Origin of the sequence: Yonghaparkia sp. Root332 (assembly GCF_001425665.1) — a bacterium.
In the GTDB taxonomy this organism is placed as follows: Bacteria; Actinomycetota; Actinomycetes; order Actinomycetales; family Microbacteriaceae; genus Microcella.
This window is the reverse complement of record NZ_LMCX01000001.1, coordinates 73,712-87,331: the sequence shown is the minus strand read 5'-3', so window position 1 is coordinate 87,331 and position 13,620 is coordinate 73,712. Positions and strand designations below refer to the sequence as shown.

Annotated in this window: 15 protein-coding genes; 11 read left to right on the top strand and 4 right to left on the bottom strand. The window is 74.7% G+C overall.

All coding sequences use genetic code 11. The annotated features are described in order from the left end of the window. The first annotated feature begins 12 nt into the window (after positions 1-12). From ASC54_RS00390 to ASC54_RS00365, 6 genes are read left to right on the top strand one after another with little or no spacing between them, the layout of a single operon-like run. Positions 13-1,473, top strand: coding sequence for a cytosine permease (locus ASC54_RS00390; protein WP_055858699.1), 1,461 nt, complete (start codon positions 13-15; stop codon positions 1,471-1,473). After that, on the top strand, positions 1,470-2,033 hold the full coding sequence (locus ASC54_RS00385) for a cysteine hydrolase family protein (protein ID WP_082514753.1): 564 nt from the start codon (positions 1,470-1,472) through the stop codon (positions 2,031-2,033). The genes ASC54_RS00390 and ASC54_RS00385 overlap by 4 nt, the downstream gene beginning before the upstream one ends. Next, complete coding sequence (locus ASC54_RS00380; protein ID WP_055895991.1) at positions 2,030-3,157, top strand: ADP-ribosylglycohydrolase family protein; 1,128 nt, start codon at positions 2,030-2,032, stop codon at positions 3,155-3,157. The genes ASC54_RS00385 and ASC54_RS00380 overlap by 4 nt, the downstream gene beginning before the upstream one ends. Next, positions 3,154-4,065, top strand: coding sequence for a PfkB family carbohydrate kinase (locus tag ASC54_RS00375; protein ID WP_055895989.1), 912 nt, complete (start codon positions 3,154-3,156; stop codon positions 4,063-4,065). Before ASC54_RS00380 ends, ASC54_RS00375 begins: the two co-directional genes overlap by 4 nt. A 51-nt stretch (positions 4,066-4,116) precedes the next feature. After that, entirely contained in the window at positions 4,117-4,917 is an 801-nt protein-coding gene (locus ASC54_RS00370; protein WP_055858709.1) for a biotin--[acetyl-CoA-carboxylase] ligase, read from the top strand. Positions 4,918-4,920: 3 nt separating this feature from the next. Then, a complete protein-coding gene (locus tag ASC54_RS00365) occupies positions 4,921-5,436 on the top strand; it encodes a PH domain-containing protein (protein WP_055895986.1) in 516 nt (171 codons plus the stop codon). A gap of 17 nt (positions 5,437-5,453) precedes the next feature. Here the strand turns inward: ASC54_RS00365 and ASC54_RS00360 are convergent, their stop codons facing one another. After that, entirely contained in the window at positions 5,454-5,906 is a 453-nt protein-coding gene (locus ASC54_RS00360) for a GtrA family protein (protein ID WP_055858716.1), read from the bottom strand. Positions 5,907-5,965: 59 nt separating this feature from the next. Between ASC54_RS00360 and ASC54_RS00355 the strand changes: the two genes are divergently transcribed. Genes ASC54_RS00355 through ASC54_RS00345 form a run of 3 tightly spaced genes read left to right on the top strand, consistent with a single transcriptional unit; the run spans position 5,966 to position 8,909 of the window. Then, positions 5,966-7,066 carry a 5-(carboxyamino)imidazole ribonucleotide synthase gene (locus tag ASC54_RS00355; RefSeq protein ID WP_055895985.1) on the top strand — a complete coding sequence of 367 codons (1,101 nt, stop codon included), beginning with the start codon at positions 5,966-5,968 and terminating at the stop codon, positions 7,064-7,066. 8 nt (positions 7,067-7,074) lie between these two features. Further along, positions 7,075-7,593 carry a 5-(carboxyamino)imidazole ribonucleotide mutase gene (gene purE / locus ASC54_RS00350; protein ID WP_055895982.1) on the top strand — a complete coding sequence of 173 codons (519 nt, stop codon included), beginning with the start codon at positions 7,075-7,077 and terminating at the stop codon, positions 7,591-7,593. Next, positions 7,590-8,909 carry an LCP family protein gene (locus ASC54_RS00345; RefSeq protein ID WP_055895979.1) on the top strand — a complete coding sequence of 440 codons (1,320 nt, stop codon included), beginning with the start codon at positions 7,590-7,592 and terminating at the stop codon, positions 8,907-8,909. Before purE ends, ASC54_RS00345 begins: the two co-directional genes overlap by 4 nt. Positions 8,910-8,918: 9 nt before the next feature. Here the strand turns inward: ASC54_RS00345 and ASC54_RS00340 are convergent, their stop codons facing one another. Then, entirely contained in the window at positions 8,919-10,064 is a 1,146-nt protein-coding gene (locus ASC54_RS00340) for a glycosyltransferase family 1 protein (RefSeq protein WP_055895976.1), read from the bottom strand. A gap of 151 nt (positions 10,065-10,215) precedes the next feature. Here ASC54_RS00340 and ASC54_RS00335 point away from each other — a divergent pair, with 151 nt between their 5' ends. Further along, complete coding sequence (locus tag ASC54_RS00335) at positions 10,216-10,836, top strand: dTDP-4-dehydrorhamnose 3,5-epimerase family protein (RefSeq protein ID WP_055895974.1); 621 nt, start codon at positions 10,216-10,218, stop codon at positions 10,834-10,836. Here ASC54_RS00335 and ASC54_RS00330 read toward each other — a convergent pair. After that, positions 10,833-11,714, bottom strand: a complete 882-nt coding sequence (locus ASC54_RS00330) for a glycosyltransferase family 2 protein (RefSeq protein ID WP_055895971.1) — start codon at positions 11,712-11,714, stop codon at positions 10,833-10,835. The genes ASC54_RS00335 and ASC54_RS00330 overlap by 4 nt on opposite strands. A gap of 39 nt (positions 11,715-11,753) precedes the next feature. Here ASC54_RS00330 and ASC54_RS00325 point away from each other — a divergent pair, with 39 nt between their 5' ends. After that, positions 11,754-12,782 (top strand): glycosyltransferase family 2 protein, encoded by a 1,029-nt coding sequence (locus tag ASC54_RS00325; RefSeq protein WP_055895969.1) that lies wholly within the window; start codon positions 11,754-11,756, stop codon positions 12,780-12,782. Here the strand turns inward: ASC54_RS00325 and rfbD are convergent. Further along, positions 12,760-13,620: a dTDP-4-dehydrorhamnose reductase gene (rfbD, locus tag ASC54_RS00320; protein ID WP_055895967.1), complete on the bottom strand. Its 861-nt coding sequence runs from the start codon at positions 13,618-13,620 to the stop codon at positions 12,760-12,762. The genes ASC54_RS00325 and rfbD overlap by 23 nt on opposite strands.

Genomic DNA, 13,620 nt, shown 5'->3' with positions numbered 1-13,620 from the left:
CGGAGGCACCCCATGTCGACGGCGATCGAGGGCGGGAGCGCTGCGGCGCTCGCCGTCGAGCAGAACGGCATCAACGTCATCCACGAGTCGGAGCGCAGGGGCACGCCGCGCGACCTGTTCTGGCCCTGGGCGGCGGCGAACATCTCGGTGTTCGGCATCGCGTACGGGGCGTTCCTGCTCTACTTCGGCATCTCGTTCTGGCAGGCGCTGCTGGTGGGCGCGGTCGGCATCGGCGTCTCCTTCTTCTTCGTCGGGGTGATCGCGCTCGCGGGCAAGCGCGGCTCGGCGCCGACGCTCGTGCTCAGCCGGGCGATCTTCGGCGTCGACGGCAACAGGGTGCCGAGCATCCTGTCGTGGATTCTCACGGTGGGCTGGGAGACGGTGCTCGTCTCGCTCGCCGTGCTCGCGACCTCCACGGTGCTCGGCGCGCTCGGCTTCGACGCCGGCGTCGGCACGCAGGTCGTGGCGCTCGTCGTCGTCGCGGCGCTCGTCATCGGGGCCGGCATCATGGGCTTCGACCTCATCATGCGCCTGCAGAAGTGGATCACCATCGCCACGGGGGTGCTGACGATCGTCTACGTCGTGCTCGTGCTGCCGCAGATCGACCTCGGTGCGGTCCTCGCCCTCCCGGCGGGCGAGGCGGGCGCCGTCATCGGCGGGCTCGTGTTCATGCTCACGGGCTTCGGGCTCGGCTGGGTCAACGCGGCCGCCGACTACTCGCGCTACCTTCCGCGCTCGGCCTCCAGCCGCGGCGTCGTCGGCTGGACGACGTTCGGCGCGTCGTGGGCTCCGGCCCTGCTCCTGCTCGTCGGCCTCCTGCTCGCGGGCTCGTCGACGACGCTCCTCGACGCGATCGGCACCGACCCGGTCGGCGCACTCTCGACGATCCTGCCCACCTGGTTCCTCGTGCCGTTCGCGATCGTCGCCGTGCTCGGCTTCGTCGGCGGGGCGGTGCTCGACATCTACTCCTCGGGGCTGTCGCTGCTCGCCGCGGGGCTGAAGCTGCCGCGCGCGGCCGCGGTCGGCATCGACGGCGCGCTCATGGTGCTGGGCACGATCTTCGTCGTCTTCGTCGCGCAGGACTTCTTCGGCCCGTTCCAGGGCTTCCTCATCACCCTCGGGGTGCCGATCGCGGCGTGGGCGGGCATGTTCATCGCCGACATCATCCTCCGCAGGCAGCCCTACGCCGACGCCGAGCTCTACGACCGCGCCGGCCGCTACGGCTCGGTGCGGTGGGAGTCGATCGCCCTCCTCGTCATCGCGACGGCGATCGGCTGGGGCTTCGTGTCGAACGCCTTCTACGGCGACGCCTTCCTGTGGCAGGGGTACTTCCTCGGCCTCACCCCCGGTCTCGAGGGCGCCAACCTGGGCGTGCTCATCTCGCTCGTGCTCGGCTTCGCGGGGTACCTCCTGCTCGGCCGCTCGGCCGTGCGCCGGCAGGATGCGCTCGGCGCGACGGCGCCCGTCGCGTGAGCGGCGCGGGTGACGGCCGTCCCTGGCTCGTCGTCATCGACATGCAGCGCGTCTTCGGCGAGGAGGGCAGCCCGTGGTTCGCCCCCGGCACGCCCGCGATCGAGCCCGTCGTCGCCTCGCTCGTGGAGGCGTTCGACGACCGCGTGGCGCTCACGCGCTTCGTCGCGCCCGCCGAGCCCGTCGGCGCGTGGGTGCCGTACTACGCGCAGTGGCCGTTCGCGCTCGTGCCGCCGACCGAGGGGATCTGGGATCTCCTGCCGAGCATCCCCGCACGCGATCACCGGGTGGTGACGCGCACGACGTTCTCGAAATGGGATGCGGAGCTCGCGTCGATCGTCGGCCACGACATGGTCCTCGCCGGGGTCTCGACCGACTGCTGCGTGCTCTCGACCGCCCTCGCCGCCGCGGACGCGGGGGTGCGCGTGCGGGTCCTCGCCGACGCGTGCGCGGGCGTGACGGAGGCCGACCACGAGCGGGCGCTCGCCGCGATGGCGCTCTACGCGCCGCTCATCGAGATCACGACGAGCGCCGGGATCCTCGCCGAGGTCGCGGGGGCGTGAGCGCGGAAGCGGCGGAGCCCGCGGCAGGGGCGTCGTCGACGGGGGAGCGCGACCGAGCGCTCGGCGCGCTCCAGGGGCTCGCGATCGGCGACGCCCTCGGTATGCCCTTCCAGCTGCTGCCGCGCGACGCGGTGCGCGCGGGGTGGGGCGCGATCGTCGGCGGGTTCGCCGCGCCGGCGGCCGATCATCCGCTCGCCGGGGGCATGCCGCCCGGCGCGATCACCGACGACACCGAGCAGGCCCTGCTCGTCGCCCGGCTGCTCATCGCGGGCGAGGGCCGCATCGCGCCCGCCGATCTCGCGCGCGCGCTCGTGGCGTGGGAGGACGACATGCGCCGCCGGGGATCCAGCGACCTGCTCGGGCCCTCGACGACGCGCGCCGTGCAGGCGGTGCTGCGCGGCGAGCCGCTCGAGACCGCGGGGCGCACCGGCACGACGAACGGTGCGGCGATGCGCGTCGCGCCCGTGGGCATCGCGACCCCCGGCTCGGACGTCGCGGTGCTCGTGGACGCGGTCGAGGCCGCGAGCGCCGTGACGCACGCGACGTCGCTCGCGCTCGCCGCGGCATCCGCCGTCGCCGCCGCCGTGAGTGCGGGCGTCGACGGGGCGGGAATGCCCGAGGCGCTCGCCGCGGGCGTCGTCGCCGCAGAGCGCTGCCGCGGTCGCGGGAACTGGATCGCGGGCGCCGACGTCGCCGAGCGCATCCGCGCAGCCCTCGCCCTCGTCGAGGCCGAGGGGCCGGGGCCGGGCGTCGTCGACGCGCGCGAGCGGGAGGCGGCCGTCGCCGCGCTCCTCGACCGCGTGGCCCTCGTCGTCGGGACGAGCCTCGCCTCGCAGGAGTCCATCCCCGCCGCGTTCGCCGTGCTCGCCCTCGCGCCGGACGACCCGTGGCTCGCGGTCCGCGCGGCGGCATCCCTCGGGGGCGACGCCGACACGATCGCCGCGATCGCGGGCGCCGTCGCGGGCGCCGTGCACGGCACCGCACCGTGGTCCGGCGGCCCCGCCGCGACCGTCGACGCCGTGAGCGCCGCGCGCCTCGGCGTCAACTCACTCGAGCTGCCCGCGATCGCCGAGGCGCTCCTCGCCCTGCGTCACCGGCCGACTCGCGACGGGGCGGGCGGATGACCGCGCGCCTCGTGAGCGTCGGCAACGCTCTCATCGATCTCGCCCTCGACGTCCCGCACCTCCCCGCGCGCGGCGGCGACGTGCGCGGCCGCTCCCGCGGTCTGCACGCCGGGGGCGCCGCGAACGTGCTGCTCGCCGCTCGCCGGCAGGGGCTGCCCGCCGCCTACGCCGGCGCGCACGGCACCGGACCGCTCGGCGACCGGGTTCGGGCGCTTCTCGCCGCCGAGGGGGTCGCGGTGCTGCTCGCGGCGCATCCGGCCTTCGACACCGGGGTAGACGTCGCCTTCACCGAGCCCGATGGCGAGCGCAGCTTCGCGACCGCCTTCGGCGCCGAGGCGGAGCTCGCCGCCGCCGCCCTCGCCGCCGTCGCGATCGGCGACGACGACCTCGTGCACGTCTCCGGCTACGGGCTCCTCGACGCGACCAATGGCGCCGTGCTGGGCCCGTGGATCGCCGGGCTTCCCGAGCGCGCCACGGTGCTGCTCGACCCCGGCCCGCTCGCGGTCGTCGAGCGGCCCGCGGCGCTCGACGCGGTGCTCGCGCGCGCCGACTGGATGAGCGCCTCGCTCGCCGAGGCCCTCACGCTCACCGGCGAGGCGTCCGCGGAGGGCGCCGCCCGCGCGCTCGCGAGCCGCGACCGCGGAGCGATCGTCCGGCTCGGCGCCGAGGGGTGCCTCGTCGCGGTCTGCGGGTCGGTCGAGCGCGTCGCGGGGTTCGCCGTGGAGCAGGTCGACGCGACGGGCGCGGGCGACGCGCACCTCGGCGCGTTCGCCGCCGCGCTCGCCCGAGGCGAGGCGCCCGCGCGCGCGGCGCGCATCGCGAACGCCGCGGCGGCGATCGCGGTCACGCGGCCCGGGCCGGCGACCGCCCCGACCCTCGCCGAGGCGCTCGCGCTCGCGCGCGGCTGACCCCGGCATCGGCCCCCGGGGCCCGGTGGCGGCGCGCCGTACGCTCGATGCATGGAGCTCCCCCTCAGCCGCGCCGTCGCCCCCGACCTCGAGTGGCGGGCGTCGTGCCCGTCGACGAACTCCGAGCTCGTCCGCCGCGCCGCCGAGCTGCCCGACCTCGCCGTCCTCGCGACCGACCACCAGACGGCGGGCCGGGGCCGCCTCGATCGCGTGTGGAGCGCGCCGGCGGGCGCATCCCTCGCGATCTCGGTGCTCGTGCGCCTCGACCCGGCCGGCGCCGACCCGCAGCGCCTGGGCTGGCTGCCGCTGCTCGCCGGCGTCGCGATGACGCACGCGGTGCGCGAGCTCGGCGTCGCCGGCGCGGGGCTCAAGTGGCCGAACGACGTGCTCGTCGGCGGTCGCAAGCTCTCGGGGGTGCTGACCGAGCTCACGCCGCACGGGGTCGTCATCGGCGCGGGCCTCAACACCCGCATGACCGTGGAGCAGCTGCCGGTGCCGACCGCGACCTCGCTCGCGATCGAGGGCGTGGCCGAGGGCGCCGTCGAGGGCGTCGCCGGCGGGGCGGATGCCCCACTCGCCGACCGCGCGCTCGCCGCGTACCTGCGCGCGCTCCGCGATCTCGTCGCCCGGTGGCGCGAGGCTCCGACGGCGGGGGCGCTGCGCCCGCTCGTCGAGCCGGTGCTCGACACGCTCGGCTCGGCCGTGCGGGTCGACCAGCCCGGGCTCGCGCCCCTGCGCGGCGTCGCCGAGGCGCTCGACGACGACGGGCGGCTGCTCGTCCGCCCCGGCGGGGGCTCCTCGGCGCTCGTCGCCGTGTCGGCCGGCGACGTGACGCACCTGCGCTATGAATAGGGCATGACCGGGGAGCCCCGCGAGCCCGAGCGCGTCATCGTGCTCCTGCGCGCGCACGCGCGCGCCCTCACGGGCCCCGTCATCGTCGCCGTTCTCGTCAGCGGCGCGGCCGTCTACGGCGCGACCGCCCTCGACGAGCCGTGGCAGCGCATCGCGGTCGCGGCCGGCGGCGCCCTCGCGATCGTCGGTCTCGCGGTGGTGCCGTACATCCGGTGGCTCGCCAGCCACGTGCTCATCACGACGCGGCGCATCGTCGTGCGCCGCGGTCTCGGGGTGCGCACGCGCCAGGAGGTCCTGCACAGCAGGAGCTACGACGTCTCGCTGCGCCAGTCGGCGATCCAGCGCCTGCTCGGCTCGGGCGACATCCTCCTCAACACCGGCCTCGACCGCCCCGTGGTGCTGCGCGATCTGCCGCGCGCCGCGCTCGTCCAGGAGGCGCTCTCCGACCTCATGGAGCACAGCAGGAGCTCGGTCGCCGAGGCCCGCCGGCAGACCGGCGCGACACCGCTCGCGGGCTGACTGCGGCGGTTCGGCTCTCAGCCGACGAGCGACTCCGCTCGGGCATCCCGTCGCGGATGGAACACCCACCAGCGGTACAGCGCGAACCGGAACAGGCTGCCGAGGCCGAGCCCCACGACGTTCGAGGCGATGTTGTCGGCGAGCAGGCTCGTGAAGCCGAGCACCTCGCGCGAGATCACGAGGCAGCCGACGGCGATGAGCATGCCGCCGATGCTGACGATCACGAACTCGACGGCCTCGCGGCCGGCCGGCCGTCGCCGCCGCAGCCGGAAGCTCCAGTAGCGGCTGCCGACCCAGTTGACGGCGATCGCGACCGTGGTCGAGACGACCTTCGCGATGATCGGGCCCTCGGCGATCAGCTCGGGCGAGAGCACCGTCACGCGCAGCAGGTTGAACAGCGCGATGTCCACCACCAGCCCGACGAGCCCGACCGCGCCGAAGCGGGCGAACTGGGCGAGCAGGTGGGGCATGGGGCCTCCGGGGTGCACCACAATGGACGGGAAGCCCCCAATCTAGAGGAGGAGCAGCCATGCCCGTCATCGGCGTCATCGGCGGAGGACAGCTCGCGCGCATGATGATCCCCGCGGCCGTCGCGCTCGGCATCGAGATCCGAGTGCTGGCCGAGGCGGAGGACTCCTCCGCCCGCCTCGCCGCCACGGTCGTCGGCGACTACCGGGATGCCCGCACCGTCCTCGACTTCGCATCAGGCTGCGACGCGATCACCTTCGATCACGAGCACGTGCCGCAGGAGGTGCTCAGGGCGCTCGTCGCCGCCGGCGCCGCGGTGCGGCCCGGCCCGGACGCGCTCCTGTACGCGCAGGACAAGCTCCTCATGCGCGAGCGCCTCGGCGCCCTCGGCGTGCCGATGCCCGACTGGGCGCGCGTGGAGTCGCGCGACGAGCTCGCCGCCTTCCTCGCCGACCACGGCGGGCGCGCGGTCGTAAAGACCCCGCGCGGCGGCTACGACGGCAAGGGCGTCCGCGTCGTCGACGCCGCCGACGGCGCCGACGACTGGCTCGCCGGCGGCCCTGTGCTCGTCGAGGAGCTCGTGAGCTTCCAGCGGGAGCTCGCGCAGCTCGCGGCCCGCCGCCCGAGCGGCGAGGTCCGGCTGTGGCCGCTCGTCGAGACGGTGCAGCGCGGGGGCGTCTGCGCCGAGGTCATCGCCCCGGCGCCCCACGCGGGCGATGCGGCCGAGCGGGCCGCCGCGGAGATCGCCACGATCGTCGCGAACGGGCTCGGAGTCACGGGCGTCCTCGCGGTCGAGCTCTTCCACGCCTCCGACGGCCGCGTGCTCGTCAACGAGCTCGCGATGCGACCGCACAACTCCGGTCACTTCTCGATCGACGGCTCGGTCACGAGCCAGTTCGAGCAGCACCTCCGCGCCGTCCTCGACTGGCCGCTGGGGGCGACGGATGCTCTCGCCGACTGGAGCGTCATGATCAACGTCTTCGGCGCCCTCCCGCCGGAGCGCATCGCCGCCGCGCTCGGCCACCAGCCGAGCGCGAAGGTGCACGCCTACGGCAAGGGGCCCCGCGCGGGCCGCAAGGCCGGCCACGTCACGGCGATCGGCGCCGACCTCGACGACGTCGCCTACCGGGCGCGCGCCGCGGCCGCCCACTTCGACGACTGAGCCCTACCATGGCACTCGTGCCTGAACCCCTCATCGCCGTCGTCATGGGCTCCGACTCCGACTGGAGCGTCATGCAGTCGGCGGTCGAGGCCCTCGACGAGTTCGACATCCCCTGCGAGGTCGAGGTGCTGAGCGCACACCGCACCCCGGACGCGATGATCGCGTACGGCCGCGCGGCCGCCGGCAGGGGCATCCGCGCCATCATCGCCGGAGCCGGCGGCGCCGCCCACCTGCCCGGCATGATCGCCTCCGTGACGACGCTGCCCGTGATCGGCGTGCCCGTTCCCCTGAAGACGCTCGACGGGCTCGACTCGCTGCTCAGCATCGTGCAGATGCCCGCGGGCATCCCCGTCGCGACCGTGTCGATCGGCGGCGGGCGCAATGCGGGCATCCTCGCCGCGCGCATCATCGGGGCGACGGATGCCGTGGTCGCCGAGAGGCTGGCCGCCTTCGCGACGGGCCTCGAGCAGGCCGTCGCCGCCAAGAACGAGGCGCTCAAGACCGCGGTCGCCTCCCGCGCGCGGTGAGCCTCGCCTCGCCGCTCCGGCACCCCGACACGCGCCAGCCGGAGCTCATGGCCAAGCGCGCCTGGTGGCTCCTCGGCCTCAACCTGCTGATCCCCGGCTCGGCGCAGCTGCTCGCGGGCGATCGCAAATGGGGGCGCTTCGCGGTCGGCGCGACGTTCGTCCTCTGGGGAATCATGGTCGTCGCCGTGGTGCTCACGCTCGTCGCGCGGCCCGTCGCGCTCACGATCGCGACGAACGTCGTCGTGCTCTGGATCGCGCAGCTCGGCCTCATCTTCTACGCCGCGCTCTGGCTCGCGACCACGATCAACGCGCTCAGCCTGGCGCGCATCGTCCGCGCGAGCCCTCGCGCCCGCGCCCCCCTCGCGGGGTTCGTGGCGCTGACGCTCGTGCTCGCCGTCGGCGGCACCGGCTGGGCGGCCTGGGCGACCGGCATCGGGCGCGACACGCTCGGCAGCGTCTTCGCGGGCGGCTTCATCGAGCCGCCGATCGACGGCCGGTACACGATCCTGCTCCTGGGCGGCGACGCCGGGCCCGATCGCATCGGCCTGCGCCCCGACAGCATCAGCCTCGCGAGCGTGGACGCCGGCACGGGCGCCGTGACGATGATCGGCATCCCCCGGAACCTCTACAACGCTCCCTTCTCGGAGGACTCCCCCCTGTGGGAGGAGTGGCCGACGGGCTTCGACTGCGGCGACGACTGCCTCGTCAGCTACCTCTACCCCTGGGCCGAGGAGCACCCCGAGCTGTACCCGAAGGCCGAGCGCGACGGCAGCACGCCCGGCATCGAGGCGATGAAGGACGCCGTCGAGGGCATCACCGGCCTGCCCGTGCAGTACACCGTGCTCATCGACATGCAGGGCTTCGCGCAGCTCATCGACGCGCTCGGCGGAGTCGTCGTCGACGCGGTCGGCATGGATCTCGGCATCAACGGCGGACCGGTCGTCGGCCGCATCGAGGCCGGGGAGCAGCGCATGGACGGCGCGACGGCCCTCTGGTACGCCCGCAACCGCTACAACCTCACCGACTTCGACCGCATGGCGCACCAGCGGCAGATCCAGGAGGCGATCCTGCGGCAGGTGGAGCCCGCGACGGTGCTCACGCGCTTCGAATCGATCGCCGACGCGGGCACGCAGGTCGTCCGCACGGACATCCCGCAGTCCATGCTCGGAGTCCTGAGCGATCTCGCCGTCAAGGCGCGCGAGCTCCCCATCGCCGACGTCGAGCTCACGCCTCCGACGATCGACAACGTCGAGCCCGACTACGAGCTCGTCCGCAGCCTCGTCGCCGAGGCGCTCGCGCCGGAGGGCGAGGGCTGAGCGCGCGGCTCAGAGATCGGCGTGGAGCTGCCAGGTCTTCTCGGCCGAGTCCCGCCAGCTGAAGGCGCGGGCGCGATCGTGGCCGCGGACGGCGAGATCCTCCGCGAGCATGGGCTCCTCCAGGATCCGGCGGATGGCGTCGGCGAGGCGCCGGGGGTAGCCGGCGAAGTCCTCCCGCGCGACGACGAGGCCGGCGTCGGCCGCGAGCTCCACGAGGGCGGGCGCGTCGGAGTGGATGACCGGGGTCCCGAGGCCCATCGCCTCGAGCACGGGGAGGGCGAAGCCATCGGCGAGACTGGGCACGATCACGGCCTCGGCCCGGTCGTAGACCGTCGCGAGGTCGGCATCGTCGAGGGTGCCCAGCGCGAGGACGCGCTCCGGTGAGAGGCGCGCGTCCTTCCTGATGCCGTCCAGGTCGACGTCGGCCCCGCTCGTCGGACCCGCGAGGACGAGCGCGATGTCGGGGGCGTGCGGATCGGCGAGAGCCCACAGCAGCTCCGCGATGCCCTTCCGCGCCTCGAACGGGCCGACGGCGAGCACGTAGCGGTCCGGGAGCTCCAGGCGGGTCGCGCGCTCGTGCGCGTCCTCCGGCACCGCGAGCGCGCTGCTCACCGCGCCGGCGATGACGCGGATGCGATCGCCGAGGTCGAGGGCGGCGCCGAGCTGCTCGGCCACCGCGTGCGTGGGCACCACGATCGCGTCGGCGTGACGCTGCGCGCGTCTCGCCATCGCGCGGCTCCACGTCACCGCCGAGGCGGGAAGGGTCTCGGGGTGGGTCCACGGCACGGCGTCGTGGATGGTGACGACGATCTGCTCCCCGGGGGACTCGAACCGATCGTGGCGGTAGAGCGGGGCGAACAGGCTCGGGGCGTGGACCATCCCGCTGCCCGGCAACCGGGTGAAGCCGTGCTGCCAGGCCGCCCTCAGCTGCCGCCGGTCCAGCGCGCTCTTGAACAGGCCGGACAGGCCGGGGAGCTCCCGCTCGATGCGGTCGTACTCCGACTGCGGGGACGAGGGGACGATCCCCCTCACCTCGCAGCCGCGGGGAGCCGTCGCGATGAGCTGACGGGTGAGCTCCAGGCCGTACCGACCGATGCCGGAGGGGGTCTCCGCGCCGACCTGGTCGAGGATCACGCGGAGGGTCGTGGTGGACACGCGCGAGCCTCCTCTCCTCGGGGTCGGGGCCGGGGCCGGGTCCGCCCCGCGCCGACCCTACCAGCGCGAGGGGTCCACCCCCGAACGGGGGTGCTCGGGAGCGGCTCCGTGCCGCCGAGCCGCTCCGTCGCGCCGATCTAGACTCGGTGCCATGCAGATCCGAGAGCTCACCATCGCCGGCGCTTTCGAGGTCACCCCGAGGCAGTTCCCCGACGACCGCGGCGCGTTCTGGGAGTGGTACCGGTTCGACGCTCTCGCGGAGGCGGTCGGGCACCCTCTCGACCTGCGGCAGGGGAACGGCTCGGTCTCCCGTCGCGGCGTCGTGCGGGGCATCCACTTCGCGGACGTCCCGCCCAGCCAGGCCAAGTACGTCACCGTCACCGCGGGCGCCGTGATCGACTACGTGATCGACATCCGGGTCGGCTCGCCGACCTTCGGCCGCTGGGAGGCGGTGCGCCTCGACGCGGTGGATCGCCGCGCGGTCTACGTCGGAGAGGGGCTCGGGCACGCCTTCGTCTCGCTCGAGGACGGCTCGACCGTCACCTACCTCGTGAGCGAGGTGTTCAACCCCTCCGCGGAGCACGGCATCACCCCGCTCGACGAGACGGTCGCGCTGGAGTTCCCGGCCGAGGCGGGCGAGCCGTTGCTCTCGCCGAAGGATCTGGAGGCGCCGACGCTTCTCGAGGCGCGGGCGTCGGGCCTGCTTCCGACCTGGGGGGCCACGACCGCCTACGGCCGAGCGCTCGACGAGCGCTGGAGCGCCGCCCGCTAGTCCTGGCGGCCGATCGTGCGGGTCATGACCGCCGAGCGCAGCGAGAGCCCCGCGGTGAGGACGGCGCGGACGGGCCACAGGTACCAGGCACGGTACTTGCCGCGCAGGAACCTCTTCGCGCTGTCGTGGTGCGCGCGCACCATCCGCGCCGACTCCGCGCCGGTCGAGTGGGCGCCCGTGTGCAGGGCTCTCGCCGCCGGCTCGTAGACGCTGCGGAACCCGGCCCGGCCGAGTCGGTGGCCGAGATCGACGTCCTCGAAGTACATGAAGTAGCCCTCGTCGAACCCGCCGATGCGCTCGAACGCCGACCGGCGGACGATGAGGCACGATCCGGAGAGCCACCCGACGTCGCGCCGCCCGCCGGAGACGGCGGCGCCGTCACGATAGGCGGCCGTCCAGGGGTTCGACTTCCAGACGTCGGCGAACAGCGCGTGCCCGATCCCCGTGCGGAGCGAGGGGATCGCCCGCGCCGAGGGGTACACCGTGCCGTCGGAGTTCTCGACGGCGGGCCCGACGGCGCCGATGCGCTCGTCGGCGTCGCCCGTGGCGAGGAGCGCGTCGATGGAGCCGGCGCGGAACTCGACATCGGGGTTCGTCACGACGATCCACTCGACGCCCGAGGGCAGGGCCGACACCGCGGCGTTGACGGCACCGCCGTAGCCGGGGTTGTGCGCCAGGGGGATGTAGGTCGCGCCGTGGCTCTCGGCGAGCGCGCGGGCCTCCCCCTCCGAGGGGAGGTTGTCGGCGATGACGGTCGCGTAGGGCTCGGAGATCGCGCCGGGGAGCGAGGCGAGCAGACCCGGCAGCACGCCCTCGGAGCGGTAGGCCACCGTCACCAGGCCCACGCGCTCGGCGGTGTCGCTCGCATCCGTGGTCATGGTGATGTCATCGTACTGGCGCGCTTCTAGGCTGGGGGCATGCCGACCGACCCGCCGTCGACCGACGCCCCGCTCGCGGTGTCGGTCGCCCTCTGCACGCACAACGGCAGCGCGTTCGTCGGCGAGCAGATCCGCAGCATCCTCTCCCAGGTGCCGGCGCCGGCCGAGATCGTCGTCGGCGACGACGCGTCGAGCGACGGAACCGTCGCCGTCGTGCGCAGCATCGTCGAGCAGCATCGCGCCGAGCATCCCGGATCGGCGATCGCCCTGCGGATCATCGAGCGCGACCGGCCCCTCGGCGTCACCCGCAACTTCGAGCAGACGATCGCGGCCTGCCGCGGCGACGTCGTCGCCCTCAGCGACCAGGACGACGTCTGGCCGGCCGGTCGGCTCGCCCGGCTGCTTCCGGTCTTCGACGATGCGGCCGTCCTCCTCGTGCACACGGATGCCCGGCTCGTCGACGCGGGGGGCCAGGACTCGGGCGCGCGCCTGCTGTCGACCCTCGAGGCGAGCCCGCGCGAGCGCGAGCTGCTCGAGCACGGCGATGCGCTCGACGTGCTCATCCGGCGCAACCTCGTGACCGGGGCGACGGTGCTGGTGCGGCGGGCCCTCGCCGAGCGGTCGATGCCGTTCCCCGAGTCGTGGGTGCACGACGAGTGGCTCGCGATGATGGCCGCCGTCGAGGGAGGGCTGCGGCTCGTGCCGGAGCCGTGGCTGGACTACCGCCAGCACGGCGCGAACGTCATCGGCGCGAGCGAGGTCACGTGGGCCCGCCGCTTCGAGCGCCTGCGCGAGCCGCGCGACGAGCGGGCGCCGCGCCTCGTCGCCCGCGCCGCCGCTCTCGTCGAGCGGCTCCAGGAGCGGCCCGAGCAGGCGGACGCGCTCCAGCTCGCCCGCGCGAAGCTCGCGCACGAACGCGCCCGGGCCGCGATGCCCGGCTGGCAGCCGCTGCGTCTGCCCGCGATCATCGGCGCCGCGCTCGCCGGTCGGTACTCCCGCTTCAGCCGCGGCGCGATCGACATCGCGCGCGACCTCGTGCAGCCCGCTACGCGGAGGGGCGGGCGATAGCCCCCGAGCGCCAGGCGTCGGCGAGAGCCGAGCGCCAGTCGCGCATCGGCTCGAGACCGAGCGGCGCCCACGCGTCGTGCCCCAGCACCGAGTAGGCCGGCCGCGGCGCGGGGCGCACGAACGTCGACGAGTCGGTCGGCTGCACGCGCTCCGGGTCGAGTCCCGCCTCCTCGAAGATCGCGCGGGCGAAGCCGAACCACGTCGTCTCTCCGGTCGAGGTGCCGTGCACGACGCCGCGGCGCGCCCCCGAGTCGAGGAGGCGCACGATCTGCTCGGCGAGGTCCTGGGTCCAGGTCGGCTGGCCGCGCTGGTCGTCGACGACGGTCAGGGTCTCGCGCTGCGCGGCGAGCGCGAGCATCGTCGCGGCGAAGTTCGGCCCGTGCTGCCCGTACAGCCACGCGGTGCGCACGACAATGGTGCCGTCGGGATGCGCGGCGAGGGCCCGGCGCTCGCCCTCGGCCTTCGTGCGCCCGTAGGCCGACACCGGGGCGAGCGGCGCATCCTCCGCGTACGGCGAGGTCGCACTGCCGTCGAAGACGTAGTCCGTGGAGAGCTGGACGAGGACGGCGCCCTCCTCGGCGGCGGCGCGCGCGAGGTTCTCCGCGCCGAGCGCATTGACCCGGAGCGCGTCGTCCTCGTGCGACTCCGCGTCGTCGACCTTCGTGTAGGCGGCGGCGTTGACGACGACGTCGTGCCCGCGCACCGCGGCGCGGGCCGCATCGGCGTCGGCGATGTCGAGCTCGCGCCGCGCGGCGGCGGTGACCGCCCGCCCGCCGAGGGCGGTCTGCAGGTCGCGGCCGAGCATCCCGCCCGCCCCCGTGATGAGGTAGCGCGTCAT